The organism is Aneurinibacillus thermoaerophilus (assembly GCF_019603355.1).
GTDB lineage: Bacteria > Bacillota > Bacilli > Aneurinibacillales > Aneurinibacillaceae > Aneurinibacillus > Aneurinibacillus thermoaerophilus.
This window is the reverse complement of sequence record NZ_CP080764.1, coordinates 912501-935601: the sequence shown is the minus strand read 5'-3', so window position 1 is coordinate 935601 and position 23101 is coordinate 912501. Positions and strand designations below refer to the sequence as shown.

Annotated in this window: 25 protein-coding genes, 13 tRNA genes and 1 rRNA gene (1 of these 39 running past the window's edge); 11 read left to right on the top strand and 28 right to left on the bottom strand. The window is 45.8% G+C overall.

Annotated elements, in window-relative coordinates:
• Positions 1 to 3 precede the first annotated feature (3 nt).
• From ccpA to K3F53_RS05075, 3 genes are all read right to left on the bottom strand, one after another.
• Entirely contained in the window at positions 4 to 1038 is a 1035-nt protein-coding gene (gene ccpA / locus K3F53_RS05085; RefSeq protein ID WP_220559647.1) for a catabolite control protein A, read from the bottom strand.
• Positions 1039 to 1214: 176 nt separating this feature from the next.
• The gene (locus K3F53_RS05080) at positions 1215 to 1850 is read right to left on the bottom strand and encodes a hypothetical protein (RefSeq protein WP_139184920.1); all 636 of its coding nucleotides are present in this window, start codon (positions 1848 to 1850) and stop codon (positions 1215 to 1217) included.
• Between the two features lie 118 nt (positions 1851 to 1968).
• Positions 1969 to 3060, bottom strand: coding sequence for a bifunctional 3-deoxy-7-phosphoheptulonate synthase/chorismate mutase (locus K3F53_RS05075; RefSeq protein WP_057899560.1), 1092 nt, complete (start codon positions 3058 to 3060; stop codon positions 1969 to 1971).
• Between the two features lie 194 nt (positions 3061 to 3254).
• Between K3F53_RS05075 and K3F53_RS05070 the strand changes: the two genes are divergently transcribed.
• Positions 3255 to 5411, top strand: coding sequence for a cell division protein FtsA (locus K3F53_RS05070; RefSeq protein ID WP_057899561.1), 2157 nt, complete (start codon positions 3255 to 3257; stop codon positions 5409 to 5411).
• A 117-nt stretch (positions 5412 to 5528) separates the two neighbouring features.
• Here K3F53_RS05070 and ytxJ read toward each other — a convergent pair whose 3' ends face one another.
• From ytxJ to K3F53_RS05055, 3 genes are all read right to left on the bottom strand, one after another.
• A complete protein-coding gene (gene ytxJ / locus K3F53_RS05065; protein WP_091260147.1) occupies positions 5529 to 5849 on the bottom strand; it encodes a bacillithiol system redox-active protein YtxJ in 321 nt (106 codons plus the stop codon).
• A gap of 114 nt (positions 5850 to 5963) precedes the next feature.
• Positions 5964 to 6311: a spore coat protein gene (locus tag K3F53_RS05060; RefSeq protein ID WP_082706069.1), complete on the bottom strand. Its 348-nt coding sequence runs from the start codon at positions 6309 to 6311 to the stop codon at positions 5964 to 5966.
• Positions 6312 to 6324: 13 nt separating this feature from the next.
• A complete protein-coding gene (locus K3F53_RS05055) occupies positions 6325 to 6558 on the bottom strand; it encodes a hypothetical protein (protein ID WP_057899564.1) in 234 nt (77 codons plus the stop codon).
• Between the two features lie 183 nt (positions 6559 to 6741).
• On the opposite strand from K3F53_RS05055, the gene K3F53_RS05050 reads away from it, so the two are divergent.
• Together K3F53_RS05050 and K3F53_RS05045 are read left to right on the top strand one after the other, a co-directional pair.
• Positions 6742 to 7821 carry an isocitrate/isopropylmalate family dehydrogenase gene (locus K3F53_RS05050; RefSeq protein ID WP_057899565.1) on the top strand — a complete coding sequence of 360 codons (1080 nt, stop codon included), beginning with the start codon at positions 6742 to 6744 and terminating at the stop codon, positions 7819 to 7821.
• Positions 7822 to 7937: 116 nt separating this feature from the next.
• Positions 7938 to 9470 (top strand): hypothetical protein, encoded by a 1533-nt coding sequence (locus K3F53_RS05045; RefSeq protein ID WP_057899566.1) that lies wholly within the window; start codon positions 7938 to 7940, stop codon positions 9468 to 9470.
• 265 nt (positions 9471 to 9735) lie between these two features.
• Here K3F53_RS05045 and K3F53_RS05040 read toward each other — a convergent pair whose 3' ends face one another.
• Both K3F53_RS05040 and K3F53_RS05035 read right to left on the bottom strand, forming a co-directional pair.
• Positions 9736 to 10116 (bottom strand): hypothetical protein, encoded by a 381-nt coding sequence (locus K3F53_RS05040; protein WP_057899567.1) that lies wholly within the window; start codon positions 10114 to 10116, stop codon positions 9736 to 9738.
• A 74-nt stretch (positions 10117 to 10190) separates the two neighbouring features.
• Entirely contained in the window at positions 10191 to 10400 is a 210-nt protein-coding gene (locus K3F53_RS05035) for a hypothetical protein (RefSeq protein WP_057899568.1), read from the bottom strand.
• Between the two features lie 239 nt (positions 10401 to 10639).
• Here K3F53_RS05035 and K3F53_RS05030 point away from each other — a divergent pair, with 239 nt between their 5' ends.
• A complete protein-coding gene (locus tag K3F53_RS05030) occupies positions 10640 to 11353 on the top strand; it encodes a S1C family serine protease (protein WP_236781892.1) in 714 nt (237 codons plus the stop codon).
• A gap of 13 nt (positions 11354 to 11366) precedes the next feature.
• On the opposite strand, the gene K3F53_RS05025 is transcribed toward K3F53_RS05030, so the two are convergent.
• The 3 genes from K3F53_RS05025 to K3F53_RS05015 all read right to left on the bottom strand — a co-directional run bounded on the left by K3F53_RS05025 (position 11367) and on the right by K3F53_RS05015 (position 14282).
• The gene (locus K3F53_RS05025) at positions 11367 to 12947 is read right to left on the bottom strand and encodes a peptide chain release factor 3 (protein ID WP_057899569.1); all 1581 of its coding nucleotides are present in this window, start codon (positions 12945 to 12947) and stop codon (positions 11367 to 11369) included.
• A 173-nt stretch (positions 12948 to 13120) separates the two neighbouring features.
• Entirely contained in the window at positions 13121 to 13747 is a 627-nt protein-coding gene (locus K3F53_RS05020) for a YhcN/YlaJ family sporulation lipoprotein (RefSeq protein ID WP_057899570.1), read from the bottom strand.
• A 103-nt stretch (positions 13748 to 13850) separates the two neighbouring features.
• Positions 13851 to 14282 carry a CBS domain-containing protein gene (locus K3F53_RS05015; RefSeq protein ID WP_057899571.1) on the bottom strand — a complete coding sequence of 144 codons (432 nt, stop codon included), beginning with the start codon at positions 14280 to 14282 and terminating at the stop codon, positions 13851 to 13853.
• A 135-nt stretch (positions 14283 to 14417) separates the two neighbouring features.
• On the opposite strand from K3F53_RS05015, the gene K3F53_RS05010 reads away from it, so the two are divergent.
• Positions 14418 to 15926 (top strand): DUF4127 family protein, encoded by a 1509-nt coding sequence (locus tag K3F53_RS05010; RefSeq protein ID WP_162265040.1) that lies wholly within the window; start codon positions 14418 to 14420, stop codon positions 15924 to 15926.
• Positions 15927 to 16081: 155 nt separating this feature from the next.
• Here K3F53_RS05010 and K3F53_RS05005 read toward each other — a convergent pair whose 3' ends face one another.
• Both K3F53_RS05005 and K3F53_RS05000 read right to left on the bottom strand, forming a co-directional pair.
• On the bottom strand, positions 16082 to 16528 hold the full coding sequence (locus K3F53_RS05005; protein WP_057899573.1) for a hypothetical protein: 447 nt from the start codon (positions 16526 to 16528) through the stop codon (positions 16082 to 16084).
• Entirely contained in the window at positions 16521 to 16754 is a 234-nt protein-coding gene (locus K3F53_RS05000) for a hypothetical protein (protein WP_057899574.1), read from the bottom strand. Before K3F53_RS05000 ends, K3F53_RS05005 begins: the two co-directional genes overlap by 8 nt.
• A gap of 245 nt (positions 16755 to 16999) precedes the next feature.
• Here K3F53_RS05000 and K3F53_RS04995 point away from each other — a divergent pair, with 245 nt between their 5' ends.
• Genes K3F53_RS04995 through K3F53_RS04985 form a run of 3 tightly spaced genes read left to right on the top strand, consistent with a single transcriptional unit; the run spans position 17000 to position 18090 of the window.
• Positions 17000 to 17236, top strand: a complete 237-nt coding sequence (locus K3F53_RS04995) for a spore coat associated protein CotJA (protein ID WP_057899575.1) — start codon at positions 17000 to 17002, stop codon at positions 17234 to 17236.
• A complete protein-coding gene (locus K3F53_RS04990; RefSeq protein WP_057899576.1) occupies positions 17233 to 17493 on the top strand; it encodes a spore coat protein CotJB in 261 nt (86 codons plus the stop codon). The genes K3F53_RS04995 and K3F53_RS04990 overlap by 4 nt, the downstream gene beginning before the upstream one ends.
• A 27-nt stretch (positions 17494 to 17520) precedes the next feature.
• The gene (locus K3F53_RS04985; RefSeq protein ID WP_057899577.1) at positions 17521 to 18090 is read left to right on the top strand and encodes a manganese catalase family protein; all 570 of its coding nucleotides are present in this window, start codon (positions 17521 to 17523) and stop codon (positions 18088 to 18090) included.
• A gap of 46 nt (positions 18091 to 18136) precedes the next feature.
• On the opposite strand, the gene K3F53_RS04980 is transcribed toward K3F53_RS04985, so the two are convergent.
• The gene (locus K3F53_RS04980) at positions 18137 to 18712 is read right to left on the bottom strand and encodes a nitroreductase family protein (protein WP_091260143.1); all 576 of its coding nucleotides are present in this window, start codon (positions 18710 to 18712) and stop codon (positions 18137 to 18139) included.
• A gap of 162 nt (positions 18713 to 18874) precedes the next feature.
• Here K3F53_RS04980 and recU point away from each other — a divergent pair, with 162 nt between their 5' ends.
• The 3 genes from recU (at position 18875) to K3F53_RS04965 (ending at position 21469) form a co-directional block, all read left to right on the top strand.
• On the top strand, positions 18875 to 19516 hold the full coding sequence (gene recU / locus K3F53_RS04975; RefSeq protein WP_246615687.1) for a Holliday junction resolvase RecU: 642 nt from the start codon (positions 18875 to 18877) through the stop codon (positions 19514 to 19516).
• Positions 19517 to 19564: 48 nt separating this feature from the next.
• Positions 19565 to 19978, top strand: coding sequence for a DUF309 domain-containing protein (locus tag K3F53_RS04970; RefSeq protein ID WP_220559630.1), 414 nt, complete (start codon positions 19565 to 19567; stop codon positions 19976 to 19978).
• Between the two features lie 207 nt (positions 19979 to 20185).
• A complete protein-coding gene (locus tag K3F53_RS04965; RefSeq protein WP_220559621.1) occupies positions 20186 to 21469 on the top strand; it encodes an FAD-dependent oxidoreductase in 1284 nt (427 codons plus the stop codon).
• Between the two features lie 201 nt (positions 21470 to 21670).
• Here K3F53_RS04965 and K3F53_RS04960 read toward each other — a convergent pair.
• From K3F53_RS04960 to K3F53_RS04895, 14 genes are all read right to left on the bottom strand, one after another.
• A tRNA-Ile gene (locus K3F53_RS04960) sits at positions 21671 to 21743 on the bottom strand.
• Between the two features lie 3 nt (positions 21744 to 21746).
• Positions 21747 to 21822: transfer RNA gene (locus K3F53_RS04955), tRNA-His, on the bottom strand.
• Positions 21823 to 21838: 16 nt separating this feature from the next.
• Positions 21839 to 21927 (bottom strand) — tRNA-Ser (locus K3F53_RS04950).
• Between the two features lie 14 nt (positions 21928 to 21941).
• A tRNA-Trp gene (locus tag K3F53_RS04945) sits at positions 21942 to 22015 on the bottom strand.
• A 90-nt stretch (positions 22016 to 22105) separates the two neighbouring features.
• A tRNA-Met gene (locus tag K3F53_RS04940) sits at positions 22106 to 22179 on the bottom strand.
• 27 nt (positions 22180 to 22206) lie between these two features.
• Positions 22207 to 22283 (bottom strand) — tRNA-Pro (locus K3F53_RS04935).
• A gap of 4 nt (positions 22284 to 22287) precedes the next feature.
• Positions 22288 to 22364 (bottom strand) — tRNA-Arg (locus tag K3F53_RS04930).
• A gap of 33 nt (positions 22365 to 22397) precedes the next feature.
• Positions 22398 to 22471, bottom strand: a tRNA-Gly gene (locus K3F53_RS04925).
• 6 nt (positions 22472 to 22477) lie between these two features.
• Positions 22478 to 22554, bottom strand: a tRNA-Asp gene (locus K3F53_RS04920).
• Positions 22555 to 22564: 10 nt separating this feature from the next.
• A tRNA-Thr gene (locus tag K3F53_RS04915) sits at positions 22565 to 22640 on the bottom strand.
• Between the two features lie 35 nt (positions 22641 to 22675).
• Positions 22676 to 22751: transfer RNA gene (locus K3F53_RS04910), tRNA-Val, on the bottom strand.
• A gap of 3 nt (positions 22752 to 22754) precedes the next feature.
• Positions 22755 to 22831 (bottom strand) — tRNA-Glu (locus K3F53_RS04905).
• Between the two features lie 4 nt (positions 22832 to 22835).
• A tRNA-Asn gene (locus tag K3F53_RS04900) sits at positions 22836 to 22911 on the bottom strand.
• A 95-nt stretch (positions 22912 to 23006) separates the two neighbouring features.
• Positions 23007 to 23101: ribosomal RNA gene (locus K3F53_RS04895) — 23S ribosomal RNA — on the bottom strand (it continues 2841 nt past the right edge of the window).

The following is a 23101-nucleotide window of genomic DNA, read 5'->3' as shown; positions in this document are numbered from 1 at the left end:
TCCTTACTCCAATTCATCTTGCTGTTCTTCTGTCATACGTCCTTTGGTAGACTGACGCTCTTCAATCCGATGCGGCAAAATCACGATATGATGGTCAACTTTTTCATTATTCATATACTTAGTCAATAAACGCATCGCTACCGCGCCAATATCATACATCGGCTGTACTACTGTCGTCAGACGCGGCCGCACCATTTCTGCCAGGCGAATGTTATCAAAACCGATAACATCTATATCATCCGGAACGCGCAGGCCGCGGTCCTGCAAGCCATGGATAACCCCGACCGCCATTTCGTCGCTAACTGCAAAAATCGCCGTCGGCTGTTCCACCAAAGACAAAAATTGTTCAACAGCGGCCAGACCGGATTCGTAACGGAAATTGCCATTGTATACATAGCTATCCTTCAAGGGCAAACCGGCTTCTGTCAGCGCTTGCTTATATCCTTCAAATCGGCGCATACCCGCGAGCGGATCAATCAGCGGTCCAGTCACCATCGCAATCCGCCTGTGCCCTTTGTCAATCAAATACTTGGTTGCATCGTAACCGGCGTCGTAATGGCTAATATCAACCGATGGAAGCTTTCCGGTTGGATCTTTTGTTCCGGCGAGAACAATCGGCGCAGAAGCGGTTGTAAAGACCTGCATATGGCTTTCCGTAATTTCACGGCCCATGAAAACAATGCCATCCACCTGTTTTTCCAGCAGCGTATTCGTTAAATGCACTTCTCGCTCAACACGCTCATCCGAATCACACAAAATAATGTTATACTTGTACATGCTGGCAATATCGTCAATACCGCGCGCAAGCTCCGCAAAAAACGGACTGGAAATATCAGGAATGATAACACCAACCGTTGTCGTCCGCTTGCTGGCAAGACCGCGTGCCACCGCGTTTGGACGATAGCCCAATTGCTCAATCGCCGCAAGTACTTTCTTTCTCGTCGATGGTTTTACATTCGGGTTTCCGTTCACAACACGAGAAACCGTCGCCATCGATACACCTGCTTCTCTTGCTACATCATAAATTGTAACCGGCAATCGTAACTCCTCCTATATTCTTTATGCATAATTATTGTATATCAGTTTTCACCCATTTTCATAATTTTTCATTTATCATATTATAAATCACTCTTGCATGCAATCGTATTCATGTAAACCTCATGAAAAGGAAAAAGACAAATCCATACTCTCACATGAGATTTGTCCATAAGCGCTTATGTTCCTCTCTTGTTTCCAATATAAGGCCCGATTCCGCCGTCGCTAATAGCCTTGTGAGCGACAATCCAGCGGCTATTATCGTTGCTTTTCATTAATGTGTACTGGATGCGGTGCCGCTCACCTGTCATAAGCGTTCCTATACATTCCACAACCGCTGTGTTTTTATAATAAGAAGTTACGCGGATTTCCGGCATTTTCATGGAAAGCAGGCTAACATGGCGAAATGCAGGATGCACGGCCAACGCTTTGTTAGGAATCGAATAATTCAAATCAATTGTTTCATGCGTGAGCTGCGTTGCCAGTTGCTCGCTCCAGCTTTGTCTATAATAATTATATAATTGTTTTTTGCTTGTGAAATCGCTATACACACGAACTGGCTGCCCCTTTACATACGCAACTTTTGTATGCTCCGTAGCACGCCACACTTTTTCTTCCGCCTCGCGAATGGCATTGATCAGCTCCTGCCGCTCTGCTTTTCTTAGCTTTGGAAGCTGATGATCAAATGACATCGGTCCTTCAATCGGTGTCTTCCCATGCTCGCTCTGGATTTTTTGCCCGCCGCATCCTGTAGCAAGCGATGCAGTTACAAGAATCGTCATAAGAACAAGTGCTCGTGTATACTGTCGCGGCATATGCGTCACCCTGTTTCTCCTTAGAAATATGATACTTGTAGGGTGCACCTCTCTTATTCTTTTTATGTATATAAGAAAAACCGCTGAAATCATCTCAGCGGTTTTTGCCCGTTCACACTTATAAAACAGATGCGCTCTCTTTGTACAAGCCGGATTCGCGCAATTTAGTGACGAATTCGTTGAATTGCGGGATATTGATTTGCTGTTTTGCGTCGGAAAGCGCCACATCCGGATCCGGGTGCACTTCGATCATGACACCATCCGCTCCCACAGCCAGCGCAGCTTTCGCTGTCGGCAGCAGAATGTCACGGCGTCCTGTTGCATGCGTCACATCGACGAGCACTGGCAAGTGCGTCTCTTGTTTCAAAATCGGAACGGCGGAGATATCGAGCGTATTGCGTGTCGCTTTTTCGTATGTGCGGATACCGCGTTCACAAAGCATGACTTGATCGTTTCCACCGGACACGATATATTCAGCAGCGTGAATAAACTCTTCAATGGTAGCAGATAAACCGCGCTTTAAAAGCACCGGCGTTTTCACACGGCCCGCCGCCTTCAGCAACTCAAAGTTTTGCATGTTACGCGCCCCGATTTGAATGACATCCACGTATTCGGTCGCCATTTCAATATCAGCTGGATTCACGATTTCGCTCACTACTTTTAAGCCAAGTTCGTCTGCCACACGCCGCAAAATCTTCAAACCTTCCACGCCAAGTCCTTGGAAGTCATACGGCGACGTCCTCGGCTTGAATGCACCCCCACGTAAAAGGGTAATGCCGTTCGCTTTTAGCGCTTCCCCAACCTGACGAACTTGATTATACGATTCGACCGAACACGGGCCAGCCACAAGCACCGGATCTCCATCGCCTACCCGCACAGACCCAATTTCCACCACAGTATCCTCCTGCTTCTTCTTGCGGCTTACAAGCAATGCTTTGCGATGATCGTCTTTTTGCAATTCAAGAGAGGCGCTAAAGATTTGTTTAAAAAGATGCTGAATGGTGCTGTCTTCAAACGGCCCTTTATTATGCTCCAGAATCAAGTTCAGCATTTGACGTTCGCGCTCAGGGTCAAAACGATTAATCCCCTGCTTGAGCTTGACCCTCCCGATTTCCTGCACCAGCTCCGCTCGCCTGTTAATCAGCTCCAGAATCTGAAGATTTACCGCATCCAGATCACTGCGAAGCTGCTCCAACTTTTCGTTGCTCATCTTCTCTCCACCTCTTGTATTTTTTTCAGACAATTTTCAAAAAAATATTTGAAGTGTATTATATCTTATTCTTTGTTCTTTGTCAGCCTTTATATAAAAGAAAAAAGGAATTTTCTATCCCGCAGCGAATATCTTACATATTCCTTCAAATAAACCATGAAGGACACGCTTTATAATTGGAGGAGTTGTAAAGTATGGGCGAAGGACATTCACAACATATTTTCGCTCTTGATATCGGAACGCGCAGTGTAGTTGGACTGCTGGTGGTCCCTAGCCCGGAAGGCAAATTTGAGGTTATCGGGTATGAATGCGAAGAGCATACGGAGCGCTCAATGCTGGACGGACAAATCCACGACGTAGTGGCAGTAGCTGAAGTCATCTCTCGTGTCAAGCAGCGTCTGGAAACGAAAGTAAATGTAAAGCTCACGGACGTGGCCGTAGCGGCTGCGGGACGTTCACTCCATACACAACGCATCGAAGTAAGCAAAGATATTTCCGGGGCAGGCCCAATATCACACAACGATAGTATCGCACTTGAACTTGCCGCCATCCAGAAAGCCCAGCGCATTCTGGCCAAACAACATAAAGCGAATGACTTTACCCAGTATTATTGTGTTGGCTATAGCGTGGTCAACTATTTTCTTGATGGGGAGATCATCGGTAGCCTGATCGACCAACGCGGCAACGAGGCAAAAGTGGAAATTATCGCTACGTTTCTCCCTCGTGTAGTTGTCGACTCCCTAATTGCTGCACTAAAACGAGCGGATCTCAGGATGTGCGCGCTTACACTTGAACCGATTGCAGCCATTAATGTGCTTGTTCCGCCCACCATGCGCCGCCTTAATGTGGCGCTGGTTGATATCGGAGCAGGTACATCGGATATTGCCATTACCGGAGCGGGAACAGTGACAGCATACGGCATGGTGCCGATCGCTGGAGACGAAATTACGGAAGCGCTCAGTCAGGCGTATCTGCTTGACTTTCCAATAGCTGAAGAAATCAAGCGGAAACTGTCGACACAGGACACGGTCACATTTTCCGACATCCTCGGCATAGAATACACCTATAGCCGCGAGGAAGTCATTCGTAATATTGAAACCGATATTCATAACCTTGCCAATTTAATCAGCGAACGCATTCTGGAGTTAAACGGAAATCCCCCGCAAGCAGTGATACTAATCGGCGGCGGTAGCCTGACACCAACCTTGCCCTCCAAAATTGCCGAACGCTTGAATCTTCCTCCCGCGCGCGTTGCTGTACGAGGCGCGGATGCTATCCAAGCCTTTATCGGCAAAGCGAACCTAACGGGGCCGGAATTCGTAACGCCGCTGGGAATTGCGGTAGCGGCAGTGAAACACCCGATTAAATATTTATCCATTCATCTTAACGGGGAAACGCTGCGTATCTTTGATTTAAAACAAATGACTGTCGGCGATGTGCTGCTGTACGCGGGGATAGACATCAAGCGTCTGCACGGACGTCCCGGTCTGGCGATGACCGTACACGTAAACGGCAAAATGAAAATCATTCCTGGCGGGCATGGCACAGCACCCGTTCTGCTCCTTAACAACGAGCCAGCACAACTGGATACGCCTGTTCAAGCGGAGGATCGGATCATATTTAAGCCGGGAAAAGATGGCGTTCCCGCTTCAGCTAAACCAATTGAACTGGCAGGAGACACCGACACGCTGGACATCATGCTAAATGATACTCCGTTATCCCTTTCTCCGTTCATTTTTATTAACGGTCAGGAAGCGTCATGGGATACGCCTCTCAAGGACAGGGATGAGATAGAAATCTCACTGCCGTCTACACTGCGCGAAGTACTCATCGCCGCAGGAGCATACAGACCGGAAATGGAAACCCAGCAACTGCCGTTTACCGTCAACGGAAAAGCAATGCATTATACGTATTCCACATACGTTTTTACTATCAACGGAAAAGAAGCCAGTCTGGATAACAAAATTAAGAAAAACGATCAGATTTTATATCGCAGACATACAACTGCACTTCCTACGATCGAGGATGTGCTTCCACCTGAAGAACGAACAGAAGTGAACACAATCATAACATTCAATGGAAAAACAGTTCAAATCCCTGCAAGTGAAATGGAAATTTACTTGGACGGGGAACGCGTTGCATTAACGGAACCGATCCGGGCGCACGCGTCCATCGCGGTGCGAGTTCGCTTCACGGGCGATCCGATCTTCAGCGATGTATTTCGCTATGTAGATGAAAGCTTGCAAACGATGGATTCAGGAAAAAATCTTGTAATTACAATTAACGGAAATCCAGCTTCATTCCAGGATGTCATCAAAACAGGAGACGTATTGGAGTGCAGGTGGGAATAATTGCAAATTTTTATCTCTATGTTTAATGAAAGTTTTTTTTAATTACTCCCTTGTTTCTTGCGAGACAAGGGAGTTTGTCTTCAATCTGACTTATAGCTAAAATGTTACAAAAATTTCCTATACTATATTTTCTTGCAGATTCTTCTCCGTAATATTCCAATGGGAAGTATGCCATGCCACGCTGCCGTCTTTTATATACAATACTTGCGGCGATTCGTGCTTAACGCCAAAACGATCTGCAATTTCGTTGGATACCGGGCGGGCGGTTTGCACAATTATGAGCGCCCACGGCTTTGTCTCCACACTTTTGACATACTTCATAAACTCGTCGTAAGCTTGGCTGCTAATCGGACAAGTTGTACTGTGCTTCAACAAAATGGCCTCAGGATTCTTCTCTAAAAATTGGTTTAATTCTTCGATAGAAGTCAATTCTTGCATCGTTGTTCCTCTCCTTTCATTCTGTTCATCTTCCTATTTTATATTACCTGTTTTTTTCTCTGGTATAAATACAAAAAGCCGCCTGTATGTTCTACATACAAGCGGGTACCCGCTTTATGTTCCATTCTGCTGCTTCCGTGCCCCTTGCTGCTGTCCGGCTGATGCTTCCGCTGCCTGCCAAGCAGATACGGCTTGTTGCAAATTCTGATTTGTCTGTCTGGCACGAATTGCTGCTTCTGCAATTTCATCCGGCAATGCATAACGCGGAGCCACCCATCCGCTTGCTGCCATAATCTGTCCAATTTCTACGATGTTTTGCAGTGAATGATTCAACAATTGTTGAATCCCCTGTCGAAGCTCCGGGCAGTTCGTCTCCGTCATTGTCTGCGCATACGCGGTAACCATCATTTTCTCGTATGCCAACAATTCACTGGCAATTTGTTTATCTGATACTGGCATCATTCCAGCCCCCTTTCTACTGTACCCCGTGCGGCGGATGCTGATGCTGATTCAGCATTTGACACAGCAGCTGATAATTTTTTTGATGACGTGCGGCCATTTGGCCGCATAATTCTTTCAAGTCCGTGCTTACCACATTGGAAGCCGCATTCATATATGTTTGACAAATCATTTCTTCCTGGCTCATCCGCGCTTCGAGTTGTACAAGTTCGTTGGCGGTCAACGGTTCCATGCGTATCTTCTGTACCATTTTCTTAACCTCCGGCAAAAAGTCAGACTTTATGCATTCGTTAGTTTCTCCAAAATTTCTTTGTATTCCTCATACAAATCCTGTCAATAATAATTGAGATATTTTATGAAATCATGCATAATAAGTAAGGTTGTTTGTTAAATAAAAGAGGAAGAGAAAGATTTCAGAAGAGGTGGTACAGACATGAAAAAAACAGTTGTTGTTATGCAAGGCGACCAGACTGGCCAAGAACTGCTTGAAGAAGCGTTGCGCGTACTTCAGCCTGATGTTATCGGCTTTGAAATTGATTTTGAGACATACGATTTAAGCCTCGAAAATCGCATAAAAACAAATAACGAAGTCGTACACGAAGCAGCGCGCGCAATGAAAAGAACAGGATTTGGCTTAAAGGCGGCCACAATCACGCCGGAAGAAAAGGGCTCTGTAGGCAGCCCGAACGCAATTCTCCGCCGCGAAATCGATGGGAAAGTCATCCTGCGGACAGGCCGCAGAATTCCTGGCATCCGTCCGGTAGCGGGCGCTTACGCTCCAATTTCCGTTGTTCGCATGGCTGTCGGTGATGCTTACGGTGCAAAGGAATGGCGCGAAGGTGAAGGCTTAGATGAAATCGCATACCGCACCGAAAAAATTGATCGCAAAACGTGCCGTGCCGTTGCTGAATTCGCGTTCCGCCATGCACAAAAAACAAACGCTAAAGTATTCGGCGGTCCAAAATACACGGTAAGCCCGATCTATGAAGGCATGCTGAAAGAAGAAATGGATGCCGTAAGCAAACGCTACCCAAATGTAAAATACGAACCACAACTCATTGACGCTACATATGCGTTGCTGCTTTCTTCCGCTGGTGACGCGATGGTCATTCCGGCTTTGAACCGCGACGGCGACTGCCTAAGCGATATGGTGTTGCAAATGTTTGGTTCTATCGCGGGCGCTGAATCCGTCCTGCTCGGTTTCGACGAAAATTTCAACACACAAGCCGTAATGGTAGAGGCACCGCACGGTACCGCTCCGGCTCTCCAAGGCAAAAACATCGCGAACCCGATGGCGATGATTCTTGCTTCCGCATCCCTGCTCACATATTTCCATGAACAAAACGCATATGCAGCTTCCCGCGCAATTTACGAAGCGACCATTGAAGCCGTAAGCCAAGGCGTGCGTACGGCCGATCTAGGCGGAAGTGCAACAACAACCGAATTTACGGATGAAGTAATCAAACGTGTAAAAACAAAACTAGACGTATGGGCTACCATGCAAAATTTCTAATCTGTATCCTTTTATAGGTATAATAAAAATAAGAGGTCCATTCCTCTGTGAGGATATGGGCCTCTTATACTTCATCGCTGCCATGCGCTCTGTGGTCTGGAAAGGAGGGATACAGCTTGAGATATGCAAAGCGTATATTGGTGATCAGCACTATAACGGTACTCCTATGCTCCTTTGTTCTTGTCGCAAATAATATATCGGCTGATTTTTCCTACCGGATTAAAAGTTTCGTGCTCAGCGATTATAAAATCAATTTAGGTGGCTGGATGGAGGACGTTAAACCAGTAACAACCGAGAAACGTTACGAACATGCTATCTATACGCGTTACGATTACAAAAAAGACGGACGCTTCTTCCGGTTGACCATAGCCAAGATAAAAAACGGAGATATTTTATACTTCGCCGAAAACCATGCTACTCCTAAGGCGAACAAAGCGTTCCTTCAAATTACTGTCAAAGAAAACGAACCAAGATACGTGCATATGTTCGCACCCGGTAAACCCCCGGCCTGGCAAAGATGGGATGAACTTCCCAACTCATTATCTAAAGCCGCGTACGTGGACGGCCAAAAATTGTTCTACCGGATTGGTAAAGCGGAAGTATACCGTCCTCTCGGCTATACTGTCTACGAAGAGCTCCCATATTATGCATCCGATGTGCAGGTGGTGCAAAACGGATACACGCAATACAAAGTCACCTTACCCGCAGACAGCACTTCCATGAGCACTGCCTGGGGCATACTCGCCGGCCATCCTCTAATTAACTGGAATGAGCCAAAAGCGTACAAAAAAGCGTTAGAAATCGAATTCGAACATGACAAAAAACTGCGGGCAGACGGTGCATACTCCATTATTCCGGAAAACTACGAACCAAGTTCGAAAATGGCCTTCTACCGGAACCCTGCTAATGGCGAAGGGTTGCACGCTAATGATTTCGTATCTTATCCAGCGATGGGCAGCCTGTTTATGGATATCGCCACTCATCTAGCCTATACGGCAGTGCAATCACAGAACGAAGAGGGCTACTGGCCCACGTATCCGCGTTCACAATGGCTCCGCCGCGAATATAACATTGATTACGCCTATATGGATAACCGTCGAAACGCCGACAATGCGCTGTTTTTATTGCGCTACGTGCAGCAAAAACCCGATCCGGATATTAGGGAAACTTTGCGCAAGTGGGACCATTATATGCTGCGCTATATCGACAAATATAGTCAGAAAGCTGGCGATAAAACGATCAGCTTTATTCCTGATTATGTAGGTGCTCAAAACAGCAGGCGGACGCACACGTCGCTCAACCATCTGGCTGCCAACATGAATTATCTGCTGGAAGCATATTTATATGATCAAAACCCGGCCAAAAAACAGGCGGCCTCCAAGCTGTTCGCCGCTATTAAGGCAACCAAGGAAAAATGGGTACGTCCCGACTCCAACTTTTACTATGCCTTAACCCCGGGTCTCATGCCTTACCCGGCGGAAGATTATTATAAATTAACGCACGATGATTTGTTGCATTCGCAAAAACTGCTTGTATTGCTCTATGGAAAACCGAGCGATGCGTTGCAGTATCTTATCACGAAAAAAGAAAAATGGATGCAAAAACACCCCGTTCCTACGCTTACGTTCCCGGATATCAAAACCCCCTGACAGCCGAACGTCAGGGGGCTCCTCTATGTTCACGCCTTTAAGAGCTTTTCTTTCTCTTTGCGGCAATAAACATCATGGATAACAAAATGAGCGGAATGGCCATCGATGCAATCAAACCGAACATGGCAATTTGTTGCCCACCCATCTTAAGCGTACCTCCCACATTTATTTACTTCTATTGTAATAAAAAGATTAGGGAAATGTCTACCAAAAAAACGGATAAATATCCTTCTATCTACCCGTTTTTTTAATAAATTGTAAAACTTTATTCACATTTCGAGCGCGCTACTTCCCGTAAAGAAACAAGCACCTGCCTGAGCCATTGCTTATCCCCCAGCGATTTGGCCAGAAGATATAGGTCGAGCCATTCATCAACGGTAAAGCAAGGTTTTTGCGCGCAGGTCTTTAGCATCATGCGCGTAAATATGGAATGTTCAGCAAACGAAATCGCCTTTGTTCCTTTTTCGGTGTGCAGCCGCTGTAAGCATTGCTTCAACTCTTCTTTAATTTGTTCAACTAATTCGTGGTGCCCGCAATAGCAGCACCAGTACATAGGCACATGTTCGATTTGCGTATGGTTCATATAGACAAGCTTTCGCAAATACAAATGCATTACATGGCCGCAACGGTTACACTGCTTTTCCATTGTCGTTCCCCTTTCCCGACACACACTATCAGTTTGCCTTATATGTATTCAGGAAAGGCGACTTTTAACCCACTTTAATATCTGGCATTTATTTTCTGACACACCGGGCAAATCGCTACCCGTACTGAACCACCTGTTTCATCTTCTACCACATACCCTTTAAGATTCTTATTGGAATCACAGTACATACATTCTGAAGAAAATTCCATGTCAAAATTCGCTTTCCAGGCGAAAGGTTTAAAAATTTGTCCCGTATAAATAGATAAAGGCATTTCATTCATCATTACAGACCTCCTTGGTATTCCACTGTATGTATTTTCTAGCATGTACCAGAAACGTCTGCTTTATACGAATTATAAGAAAATAAATACTTTCACACTGTCCAACAAGCAACATAAACTATATGGAGAAAAAAGATTCGCTCTTATCCCAAATGGTCAAAGGCAAATCATATACTTGGCAGAAGAAGCTATCCTTGCCTAGAGGCCGATTCTTCGCCCCAGTGCAGGAAGGAGGAAAGAGATTGAAAAGAAAAGTAACGCATATAACGCGTACATTCCGCAAACCTTCCTACATGCATCCCGCCAATTTTTTCGTTCCAATCGTTGAAAAAGTAAAACCTGCCATTATTTCCATTACAACGGAAGACTACGCGGTCAACAAAAAAATGACACAAATTCTTCATAATTTTTTATTTCCGAATTCACAGCCTCACGAAAAAGAAGTGCGCCGCAGCTTCGGCACCGGCTTTATCATTCATCCGCGCGGTTATATTTTAACGAGCGAGCACGTGATTCATAACGCCCGCGTAATTTACGTTAAGCTCTATTCAGGAGAAGTGAAAAAGGCGAACGTCGTTTGGAGTAATCCGAAACGCGATCTCGCGCTACTTCACATACAAACCCGCAATCCGCTACCTGTACTTCCTCTTGGTTCCTCCACAGAAGCACAGGTCGGGGAACTTGTCATCTCCATCGGCAATCCACTCGGTCTGGAAAATACAGTTACAACCGGCATTATCAGCGCAAAAAACCGGCCGGTTCAAATCGCCGACCGGAAGTATGAAGACATCATTCAAACAGACGCCGCGATCAATCCTGGAAACAGCGGAGGCCCGCTCATTAATATGAACGGTGAAGCAATCGGCATGAACGCCTTTATTATCCGGGACAACCATGGGCTTGGGTTCGCCATCGGCATCGATAGCATCAAGCCGTTTATCCGAAAATTCCTTTAGATTCCTTACCTTATCATTCGTACGATGTGCTGACGAACTCCACATCCGGATTTTTCTCCTTCGCCCAGCGTTCAGCGAATTCGTTTTCCAACAGCACGACCAGCCTTCCTTCCCGGTCGCGTACAACAAGACTGCCTCCATACTGGATGAGATTTAATTCATGTTCTTTTTTGTTCCCTTTCACCCAGCGGGCAAGTGTAAAACCTAGCGGCTGAAGCTCTACATCTACCCCATATTCGTTGCGCATACGGTATTCAAAAACTTCAAGCTGCAATTGGCCCACCACGCCGAGAATCAACGTTTCGGCGCCGGGAGCGGCCGTCGTGAAATATTGGACAGCCCCTTCTTCCGTAAGCTGCTGCATTCCTTTATGAAATTGCTTATATTTCATCGTGTCTTTGGCGCGTACCTTCGCAAAAATCTCAGGCGAAAAATGTGGAATATCCGCAAAGCTAAACGTCTGATTTCCTTCTACCAGCGTATCGCCGATGCCAAACGTTCCTGGATCAAATAAGCCAATAATGTCTCCTGGATACGCTTCTTCCACAATGTTGCGTTCCTGTGCCAGAAATTGCTGAGGCTGAGAAAGCTTGATACGTTTTCCAGTGCGCACGTGTTGTACGGTCATCCCTCGAATAAATTTGCCCGAAACAATGCGCAAAAAAGCGATTCGATCACGGTGCGCAGGATTCATATTTGCCTGAATTTTAAACACGAATCCGGAAAACTTGTTGTGCTCTGGAGAAATGAGGCCCTTATCGCTCATACGGGGAGCCGGTCCCGGAGCCAGCCTGAGGAAATACTCAAGGAACGACTCTACACCGAAGTTTGTCAGCGCGCTCCCAAAAAAGACAGGCGTCAATAATCCATTGTCAATTTTTTCACGATCAAACGGATCACCCGCGATATCAAGTAGCTCAATATCTTCTTTCAGCTTCATATATCTTTCTTCGCCCAACAGTTCCTTCACTTTCTCATTACTTTTTCCCTCCTGGAATACGGGGAAAATATGGCGTCCTTTTTCTCCATGTTTAAAAAGTTCCACCTGCTGCCTCTCCCGATCATATACTCCTTTAAAATCAATGCCAGAACCAATTGGCCAGTTCATCGGACAGGAGCGGATGCCAAGCACTTCTTCCAGTTCCTCTAATAAAGCTAGCGGATCTTTCGATTCACGATCCATTTTGTTGATAAAAGTAAAAATCGGAATTTTTCGCATCCGACATACTTCAAACAACTTAATGGTCTGTGGTTCTACTCCTTTGGCGGCATCAATTAACATTACCGCACTATCAGCTGCCGTCAACGTACGGTATGTATCTTCGCTAAAGTCCTGATGCCCTGGAGTGTCCAGAATGTTAACCGCATATCCATTATAGGAGAACTGCATTACGCTGGAGGTTACCGAAATTCCGCGCTGCTTTTCGATTTCCATCCAGTCGGATGTCGCTTGTAGTTTGGATTTACGACTTTTTACCATGCCTGCCGTATGAATGGCTCCACCAAAATAAAGCAGTTTTTCAGTCAATGTCGTCTTCCCGGCGTCCGGGTGAGAAATAATTGCAAACGTTTTTCTTGGTCTTGCTGTTGCCATGTATGTGAAAACGCCTCCGTTTTGTAATGTTTATGCAAAAGGAAAAACAGGCGGCAGTTCTGGCGCCTGTTTTTCTTCTCATTGTCCACATTTAACTATGATACCATGTTTCCTCCCATCGCAAAAGAAAAAGAGAATACCCATCCGGACATTCCCTTTCTCTTCCATTTAACTTAACGAAACGGCGCGGTAACAGAACGGCCGATATCACGGATTAACTGAGTAATGTCCCGTCCAAACGTACGCATCGCATTCGTCCCCTTGTTTCCCATATTAGCGCTTAGCGTGCGGATGCGCTGGGTGAGCGTTTTATCCGCGGTAACATGGATCGTATATCCCGGTTCAGCTCGCCTTAGCGCTTCATGAACGCTGCGCTCCAACATTTTCATATTGGATGCAGTCGCTCCTTCAACGCCGATCACTGCATCGCGATCGTACACAATCGCTGTAGCGCGAGTCACACCGTGGACATTGGCCGCAAGCTGTGCCATTCTTTCGGCGGCTTTTTGATCTTGTTCGACGGTACTATGGGGACGGGCCCCATAAATGTTATATTGCCCTGCTCTGGCATTCGGGTACATATACGCCATATCTGGACGCAGACTGTACTGTTGTGTACCGTACGGGCGAATGCCGAAATTATCATCCATGACCGTGCCGTTGGTACGATACTGATTGAGGCGGTACGTTTCGGATTGCGTTTTGGTCGTGCCATCTTTTCTCGGACCGCACGCCGCAAGCGATCCAGCCATCATAAGTGCTAAAGACATGATAATCACTTGCTTGAATGCTTTGTGCATGCGTTTCACCTCCACGCTTAGTTTGCGTAGAAGAAAGTTTCATGATTACTAAAATAAATGGCAAAAGAGCCGAGAAAATTTTCCCCGGCCCTTCCTTCCCATGTTATCCTCTGTTAGGATAGTTTTGGGAAATATCAGAGAGAGCCATGCCCGCTTCGTTCTGATAAATGTCTTGCACGGCAAGGTCGCCAAGGGAAACGATGCCGACCAGTTGATTGTGATCCACAACCGGGAGACGGCGAATTTGATTTTTCGCCATCAAATCAGCCGCTTCATGAACGTCCATATCAGCGGGTGCGGTGATGATGTTGTGCGTCATAACGTCGCGCACTTTCGTCTGACTATCACGATTGTGTGCGGATGCGCGAGTGGCGATATCGCGGTCGGTGATCATACCGACACACTGACCGTTTTCAACGACAGGAACAGCGCCAACGTTATATTCATTCATGATTCGTGCCGCCTCTTCCAATGTCTGGTTCGGCTGAACGGTAGCAACTTGCCTTGTCATAATATCCTGCAAACGTTGCGACATGTGCTTTTCCCTCCCGTATGCTTGTGTCGGATTCATGTGAATCCTTTTATAGCGTGATGAATATAACTAAAACGTATGCATGGTCAATTCTGTAAACCAAGGAGAGATGAAGTGAAGTTTTTTGGGGTTTGGATAATGATGTTCTTTTTTTTGCTCGCATGCTCCGCATCATCCGTATCGGCAAGTGGATCGTTCGCCGGAAAAAAGATTGTGCTTATCCCGCTTGACAGCCGTCCGGTCAATACTGAATACATAAAAATGCTCAGCGAAATCGGCGGCGCGTCTGTCGTTTACCCTGAAGATGGCCTCGATCATTATGAACGCCCGTCCGATTACGCAAAAATAAAGTCGTTTTTAATACAGCAGTTGCCCACAGCTGATGCCGTTTTTATCTGCGTTCCGCAGTGGCTAAACGGGAGTCTAATTGAAGGACGGCATGCGGAAAGCTATGTGCGAAATGCATACCGTCTGGCTGAGTTACAAAGCATTCTAAGTGCATATAAATATAAAACCATATACCTTATTGGGCTTATTCCCAGGGAGAAGCCTTCGTACATCACTCCCGCTTTCAAATATTCGACGGAGCTTACGCAATACGGCCGTAAGTATGCACAGTACATGATGGCTAACACGGTCAAAGGCAGGAATTATATGCTCTACTTTCTGCGTCAAATGCAGAATACCATCCCGTTTTCATATGTTAGAGATTATTTGAAACTGTTTAACGAAAACACCCGTGTTCTTTATACTATGGCGGATTGGGCGAAAGCAGGGTTGGTCGACGGCGTCGTGATCGGTCTGGATGACACAAGCGATATGGGTCTTCCAAAATTTAATGAAATGCGTCTTCTCCAGTACTGCAAAGAGCAAAACATACGAAACGTGTACATCATGCCTGGAGCAGATGATATTACAGCACTGCTGCTGGCCCGTTACAAAAACGAATTGTCCGGCTCTGCTTCACGTTATGACGTAACATTTTCACACGAACAATTACAAAATACGATCAAAGCGTATGATGGACAACCGCTTGCAGAAGTAATCCGGAAAAAAATCGCGTTTGTCCAGCCGAAGTCCCCTGCTTCCGGACAGCCCGCCCTTCTTTCTCTCTATGTTCATTCGCACGAAGAGCCAATAGAAAATCTGCAGAACTGGATTCGTGCACATCCTAACAACTTGCGCGGTGTGGCTGATGTCTCTTACGCAAGCTTTCTTGAAACAGGTTGGATGGAAAATTATTTACGACAGAAGCTCTCCAGCAAAATTCACAGTTATGCGGCGTGGAATACAAGTGGAAATACCATCGGGCTGCTGGTGGCGCACCTGGAGATGATCCGCGATGAACCAACATGGAATGAAGCTCATGAACGTTGGCTTGCACTCCGCTACGCCGAAGATTACTATTACAATACAATTAAACGTTACGAATACGCATTGCGCTACTCCTCTAGCAAAAAAGTGCCACCTCTCGAAGAGAAGATGTTAATGGAGAACGTGACCAAGCGCACCAATCAATTTCTCGCCACCCTCTCTCTCGCCACGCGAAAAAACGGGCGATATGTCGCTATTTCTCCCGCTCCGCGCATCGCAAAGGCTGAGCTTCCGTGGCATCGCATCTTTGAAATCGGCTACACCTTTCGCTAGACAAAATGCACAAAGCTTTTTCTCTCGTTCTTTTTCGGCCGCGAAGCAAAACAGCCGCGACACTGCAAAATAATAAGCGAAATATTTAGGAAATTTTTCTGTTCGATAAAAAAGGCGCGAATCGCACAACATCATGTGCAATCCGCGCCCTTTTTTTATTCCGCTTTCGGTGTCGTAATGATTTTTGCGATTTCCGGAATTTTCATGTTGCTATTAAGGTCATATGTTCCATAACGTACCAAACCCATCAGACCAGTATCGTTTAAATATTTATTCAGCAATTTCCTATCAGGAATAATATGTGCCTTCTCAAGAATCTCCGCTACCTTCTCTGGACTCATGCCCTTCTCAATAACCAGCCGGTATGTATATACTTTTGGCTCAGGCTGTGTCTGTTTAGGAATAGAAGTTGCGGCTTTCGGCATTTCAATCGCCTTGATCGGCTGCGTAGCCGGATCTTTTCGTTCCACGTTTTCCGCCTGCACCGAAGCTGCTTTCTCTGGCGATTCGCTATAATATACAAACGACAGTACCGCCGTCGAAAATAAAACGCCCGCAGCGAAGCCGCGCAAACTATTTTTGTTTACCTGAAGCTTAAGCACCTTCTTTTTTCTCCTTTAAACTTTCTTTTGACCGGCGGTTTTCCCCCAATTTGTTGTTTCCTTGCGGCACAAGCGTACTTTGTATCTGATGGATTTCTTTAAGAATCTGAATAGAGAGATTCTCCATTTTTTCTTCCAATTGCACAGCCTGATCTTTCTCTTTATAGAAGGAATAAACCAAAATCCCAATGCCCAACAAAAGCAAACCAATAATCGCGTATTCCATACTCTCCTCCAACTCAATTATTTTTTGCGTATGGGGTATTCTTTTTTTTACTCTGTTTCTTTATATACCATACTTTTTTGAAAAGGCAAGGGAAAATCAATATAAGAACCAATTTCTGTACATAAATAAAGACGAATTTTGTCGAACAATGAAAATCGCCCCATTTTTATCCAATTTGTACTAATTGAAAAACAACCTCCATATTTATAAAAAAGATTGAATATGAAAGAAAGGAGCGCGCACGCATGCATACGTTTCGCAAAAGATATCGTACGTATGTAAGTCCCTTTGATCCCTGCCCTCCAATAATAAAAAGGACATATGAAACTCCGCCTCAGCTTTATATGGGTTTTCAGCCTTATGGTCTTCCTCAAGTCCCCCCTGCCGAAGCCCTACGTCTTGGTACCCTGTGGCCCGCACTGTACGCGCCTTATCAAAGTCCATACAAAGATAAATACGGCCGGGGAGGGACAGATGAATGAAGCAAGTGGATGAGAAATACTATGACCTTCTTCTTGAAATTCAACAGACTGATTTTGTTATTTTAGAACTAAATCTTTATCTTAATACCCATCCAAATGACCAGGCAGCTATCGTCCAGTATAACGAATACGTACAAAGAAGTATGCAACTGAAAAAAAATTTTGAATCAATATATGGGCCGCTTACAAGTTTTGGTTACAGCTATTCTCCAACACCCTGGAAATGGGGGAAATCTCCTTGGCCCTGGCAAATCTAAAAATATACGCGAAGGAGGCTTTCTACTTTGTGGTTTTATGAAAAGAAGCTGCAATATCCGGTACGTGTCAGCAAATGTGATGTTCGCATGGCCAAATTTTTAATCGAGCAATACGGCGGCTCCGACGGGGAACTGGCGGCGGCACTCCGGTATTTGAACCAACGCTACACCGTACCGGATAAAGTGATCGGCGTGCTCAATGATATCGGAACCGAGGAGCTGGCTCATCTAGAAATGATTGCGACAATGGTGTATAAACTGACAAAGGACGCAACACCGGAAGAGTTGGAGAAACACGGTTTAGGTGAACACTATGCTAACCATGACAAAGCGCTATTTTATAACAACGCCGCTGGAGTACCGTTTTCCGTGACATATATCGCGGCCAAAGGCGATCCGATTGCCGATTTGTATGAAGATATTGCTGCCGAAGAAAAAGCGCGCGCCACATACCAATGGCTTATTAACATGACAGATGATCCGGATTTGAAAGACTCGCTCAGTTTCCTGCGTGAGCGAGAAATCGTTCATTCCCAACGCTTCCGCGAGGCTGTCGAAATCCTCAAAGAAGAACGTGACCACAAAAAAATCTTTTAGCCTGCCATAAAAAGCAAAAAAAGAGGGATGGTCTTATCCCTCTTTCTTAGCTCCACCACTCAGTCTTTTGTTCGACAGGAATGCGGCGGGATTCGCGCACCATATCCGGTCTGCCAATATAAACGAGCCCCATTAGCCGATCTTTTGCCCCAAGTCCAAATAATTCTTTCATAACAGGATGGTAACTCGGCGCCCCTGTTCGCCAAATCGCACCGTATCCAAGCGCGTGAGCAGCCAAAAGCATGTTTTGGATGCTGGCCGCAACCGCCGCGAACTCTTCCGCTTCCACCACGTACTCCTCTTCATGCGGCAAGCAGGCTACTGCGATGACAAGTGGCGCACGGAACGCCTTATTCATGCTTTTTTCATACAATGCCTTCGTTTCTGCATCCGTGAGCCCCTCCCCTTTTTCTAATAAAGCGATTTTTGCGTACGCCTCGCCTAGCCTTTTTCTTCCGTTTCCAGTTATTACAAAATATTTCCATGGCTGTGTATTGAAATGACTGGGTGCCCAATTGCCGGCTTCGAGAATTTTCTCAATATCTTCGCGCGGCACCGGATCATCTTTTACTTTTCCGATCGTCCGTCTTGTCATGATCAATTCTAACAGGTCGTTCATCATATCCTCCTTCGTTTATATGTCTGTTCCTCTCAAAAACGCTGCAAGCGGTTCGGCAAACAAATGCGTATCCCTTCTCCTTTTCTTTAGCTCTTGACTTGCCCACAGGTATAACTTTTTTCTTCTTTCTGTTATTATACAATAGATGAAAAAGGAGGGAGCACATTGCGGAACATTCGCTATCCAAATGGAAAATTCCCCGCTCTGCAACATTCCGATGCCGAACTTCCTAACCGCATGAGAGCGGAAGATTTTCTCACGCTTATCCAAGATAAGCAAACATCAGCAGCGGGCCGCGGCATGTCGCTTGAGGAGGATGTTAATGAGAGCAATGCATACTATGTAGCACATGAAATTGCTTCCGTCCACAAAAAGCCGACACCCGTTCAAATCGTAAAAGTCGATTATCCTTCTCGTTCTTCAGCCGTTATCCGGGAAGCATATTTCCGTCAACCTTCGACAACGGACTATAACGGGGTATTTGAAGGACGCTACCTCGACTTCGAAGCGAAAGAGACCCGCAACAAAACGTCGCTTCCGCTCAACAACTTCCATGCCCACCAAATTAATCACATGCGACTTGTACTGAAGCAAAAGGGCATTGCCTTTGCGATTATCCGTTTCATCTTACATGATGAGACATATGTGCTGGATGCCGCTCATATTATCCGTTTCTGGGAGGAAGCTGCCTGCGGTGGCCGCAAATCCATTCCGTATAGTTATATTCAAAAGCATGGTTATTTGATTCCAGAGGGCTTCCGACCGCGTCTCGATTATTTATCGGTCATTAAGCGGCATTACTTTTAGTTTGCTTACCGATGAACCCTCTGATTCTAAGGAAAAGGAGCGGGCGTTGTGTATCATCGTTTATATATTGAATATCTATATTATTTTAATATTGAACAAGATTATTATGAATGCCATGAAGTGATGGAAGAATTATGGCTGAATGAAGGGCGGAACCGCCTGCTTCAAGCACTGTTGCAAGTAGCGGTGGGACTTCATCATTTCCGCAATGAAAACGTCGAGGGAGCTATCCGCCTGTTTGAAGCAGCGCTGGCCAAATCAAAAGAAACATGGAGCGGCAAGCTTGGCATCGATACAGATAAACTGTTTAACGAGACGAGAGAATATGTAAAGAAACTATATGCGTACGAAAAAGTTCCCTTTTCGTTTTATCCTTTGCATATCTTCATTTTAGATCCTGAGCTTGAAAAAGCGGTTATTAATTGCGTTCCAAAAGGGGTATCCGAAGAAGACAAATTTTAACTCTGAGAAAATGAGGCTGATTCATTAGCCTCATTTTTTATTTCGCATCAAATGGTTGACATCACCAAAAACCATTCGTATAATAAAGATAAATAATTATTTAAAACCATTATAAATTAATAATCAAAAGAAATAAATAACTGCCATTGATTAATGACTGCGTAATTTGTGTAAAGTAAGACAGAGAGAATTCAGGAGGCGATTAAAATGGAAAATCACGTAATTGTATATACGAGTCAAGGGTGCCCGTATTGCAAAAAAGTCAAGGAACAATTGACCGCATGGGGCGTGCCCTTTGAAGAAAGAAATGTATCGGAGAACTACAAATACTTCGAAGAATTGCAGCAAAAAAAGATTTTTGGAACACCAGCTACTTACATCAATGGTAAACTGGTGCTCGGTTTCCAGGAAGCAAAAATGAAAAAATTGCTAAACCTGCCGGAAGAGACGGAAGTACCAAAAGCCGAACCAGCTGCACAAAACAATGCAGAAGCAAAACCGCAAGAAAAAACAGGCGACATTTTTCAAGCTGTTGATCAAAAAATTCTTGATGAAATATATGATTTTGTTACAATCGGCGGTGGTCCTGCCGGGGCTTCCGCAGCGGTATACGCGGCGCGCGGCCGCCTGAAGACTCTTGTCATTGACAAGGCACCAGCCGCCGGCACGCTGGCAATTACCCACAAAATCGCTAACTATCCGGGCGTACGCGAAGAGCTAACAGGCCTTGAACTGCTTCAGCGCATGCAGGCACAGGCACACGATTTCGGAGCTACGTTCGTACGCACAAACGTATTGTCTGTAGACTTTTCCGACGCAGAAATCAAGAAATTGGAAGTTCCTGAAGGAACCATTAAAGCCAAAAGTGTATTTATTGCCGTTGGAGCCAAAGCGCCTTCCAGCAAAATTAAAGGAGAAGAAGAATTTACGGGCCGCGGGGTGAGCTACTGCTCTACATGTGACGCCGCATTCTTCCAGGATCGTACGGTTGTCGTCACGGGAGACAATGAAGAAGCCGTACACGAAGCGGAAGCACTCTCCAAATTCTGCAAAGAAGTCCGTTTCCTGCTTCCGACAGGTACCGTGAAAGGACAGGCTGACCTTTCCATACTTGAGGGGAAAGACAACGTAAAAATTTATAAAAAGTACCGTGTAAAAGAAATTCTTGGCGAAAACAGCGTGGAAAAAGTCGTTGTCCAAAACGATCAAAAAGAGCTAGAAACATGGGATATTGATGGCGTTTTCCTCTACCTTGCTGGAATGAAACCGGGCACTGACTTCCTTAAGGACGCGGTGGAACGCGACGAAGAAGGCTATGTAAAAGTTGATGAAATGCTGCAAACAAATGTACCAGGCGTATTCGCTGGCGGAGATGCGCGCCGTACACCGATTAAGCAGGCGGTTATTTCCGCAGCTGACGGTGCCATCGCAGCTCTTGGCGCGGACAAACATGTAAACAAGCGTTCCCAATTGCGCCCACAATACAGTTAATATTATTGTTTCCTCTCGTCCGTTTCTAACGGTTATAAATAATACAAAAGAACAGGCCAATTGGCCTGTTCTTTTGTATTATTTTCCATTCCATTTCCACAAACGCTATTACCTTTAATAAAGCCAAACCAAAACAAAGAAACCATTTTTTATTAGAGAATGGGATTCTAATAAAAAATGGTTTCTCGTTCAGCTTCGTAGTGGGCCCTGCAGGACTCGAACCTGCGACCAATCGGTTATGAGCCGACCGCTCTACCAACTGAGCTAAGGGCCCATATGGGGCGACCGATGGGAATCGAACCCACGAATGTCGGAGCCACAATCCGATGCGTTAACCACTTCGCCACGGTCGCCACAGGAAAAAGATACTGGCGGAGGGAGAGGGATTCGAACCCCCGTGGGCTTGCGCCCTAACGGTTTTCAAGACCGCCCCGTTATGACCACTTCGGTATCCCTCCATAGGATATAAAAATGGCAGGGGCAGTAGGAATCGAACCCACACTGGAGGTTTTGGAGACCTCTGTTCTACCATTAAACTATGCCCCTGTATTTCTTATATAAAAATTTTATTATGTAATTTCTTACTCAAGATTTTACAATATTTCTTAAAAATATCAATAGATAAAACTAGAAAAATAGCGGCGGAGGGGATCGAACCCCCGACCTCACGGGTATGAACCGTACGCTCTAGCCAGCTGAGCTACGCCGCCACAATACGTATACATTTTGAACCTCCATGGTCGGGAAGACAGGATTTGAACCTGCGACCTCCTCGTCCCGAACGAGGCGCTCTACCAAGCTGAGCCACTTCCCGTATGTGGCGTGCCCGGAGAGACTCGAACTCCCAACCTTCTGATTCGTAGTCAGACACTCTATCCGGTTGAGCTACGGGCACAATAAATTTTACTCTTGCTCAAAAGCAAATATATGGAGCGGGTGATGGGAATCGAACCCACGTATTCAGCTTGGAAGGCTGATGTTCTACCATTGAACTACACCCGCAATATATGGCGGAGCCGACGGGACTCGAACCCGCGACCTCCGGAGTGACAGTCCAGCGTGAACTCCAACTTCACCACGGCTCCGCATCAAAAATGGTGCCGGCGAAAGGAATCGAACCCTCAACCCCCTGATTACAAGTCAGGTGCTCTGCCAATTGAGCTACACCGGCGTATCATTTGCTTTCTTTTTCAAGGAATGGATAAATGGTGGAGGGTGACGGGATCGAACCGCCGACCCTCTGCTTGTAAGGCAGATGCTCTCCCAGCTGAGCTAACCCTCCAGATGGTGACCCGTAGGGGATTCGAACCCCTGAATGCCAGCGTGAAAGGCTGGTGAGTTAAGCCACTTCTCCAACGGGCCACAATGGCTCCGCAGGCCGGACTCGAACCAGCGACCGATCGGTTAACAGCCGATTGCTCTACCGACTGAGCTACTGCGGAACAATAAGTAAAGAAAGCTTTTTTGTCAAAGTGCTTGGTCACACCTTGAAAACTGAATCAGAAGAAACATGACGCACAGGATATCCAGTCTATCTTTGGTTAAGCCCTCGACCGATTAGTATTCGTCAGCTCCACGTGTTGCCACGCTTCCACCTCGAACCTATCCACCTCATCATCTATAAGGGGTCTT

Bases quoted from the DNA above. Each gene is read 5' to 3' on its own strand.
- K3F53_RS05000 (WP_057899574.1), bottom strand. From the start codon at position 16,754: ATGGAATACGCGATTATTGGTTTGCTTTTGTTGGGCATTGGGATTTTG.
- K3F53_RS05050 (WP_057899565.1), top strand. From the start codon at position 6,742: ATGAAAAAAACAGTTGTTGTTATGCAAGGCGACCAGACTGGCCAAGAA.
- K3F53_RS05075 (WP_057899560.1), bottom strand. From the start codon at position 3,060: ATGAGCAACGAAAAGTTGGAGCAGCTTCGCAGTGATCTGGATGCGGTA.
- K3F53_RS04980 (WP_091260143.1), bottom strand. From the start codon at position 18,712: ATGATGAACGACCTGTTAGAATTGATCATGACAAGACGGACGATCGGA.
- K3F53_RS05020 (WP_057899570.1), bottom strand. From the start codon at position 13,747: ATGCACAAAGCATTCAAGCAAGTGATTATCATGTCTTTAGCACTTATG.
- K3F53_RS05070 (WP_057899561.1), top strand. From the start codon at position 3,255: ATGGGCGAAGGACATTCACAACATATTTTCGCTCTTGATATCGGAACG.
- K3F53_RS05055 (WP_057899564.1), bottom strand. From the start codon at position 6,558: ATGGTACAGAAGATACGCATGGAACCGTTGACCGCCAACGAACTTGTA.
- K3F53_RS04965 (WP_220559621.1), top strand. From the start codon at position 20,186: ATGGAAAATCACGTAATTGTATATACGAGTCAAGGGTGCCCGTATTGC.
- K3F53_RS05010 (WP_162265040.1), top strand. From the start codon at position 14,418: ATGATGTTCTTTTTTTTGCTCGCATGCTCCGCATCATCCGTATCGGCA.
- K3F53_RS05025 (WP_057899569.1), bottom strand. From the start codon at position 12,947: ATGGCAACAGCAAGACCAAGAAAAACGTTTGCAATTATTTCTCACCCG.
- K3F53_RS05080 (WP_139184920.1), bottom strand. From the start codon at position 1,850: ATGCCGCGACAGTATACACGAGCACTTGTTCTTATGACGATTCTTGTA.
- K3F53_RS05060 (WP_082706069.1), bottom strand. From the start codon at position 6,311: ATGATGCCAGTATCAGATAAACAAATTGCCAGTGAATTGTTGGCATAC.
- K3F53_RS04995 (WP_057899575.1), top strand. From the start codon at position 17,000: ATGCATACGTTTCGCAAAAGATATCGTACGTATGTAAGTCCCTTTGAT.
- K3F53_RS05015 (WP_057899571.1), bottom strand. From the start codon at position 14,282: ATGTCGCAACGTTTGCAGGATATTATGACAAGGCAAGTTGCTACCGTT.
- K3F53_RS05040 (WP_057899567.1), bottom strand. From the start codon at position 10,116: ATGGAAAAGCAGTGTAACCGTTGCGGCCATGTAATGCATTTGTATTTG.
- ytxJ (WP_091260147.1), bottom strand. From the start codon at position 5,849: ATGCAAGAATTGACTTCTATCGAAGAATTAAACCAATTTTTAGAGAAG.
- K3F53_RS05035 (WP_057899568.1), bottom strand. From the start codon at position 10,400: ATGATGAATGAAATGCCTTTATCTATTTATACGGGACAAATTTTTAAA.
- K3F53_RS04990 (WP_057899576.1), top strand. From the start codon at position 17,233: ATGAAGCAAGTGGATGAGAAATACTATGACCTTCTTCTTGAAATTCAA.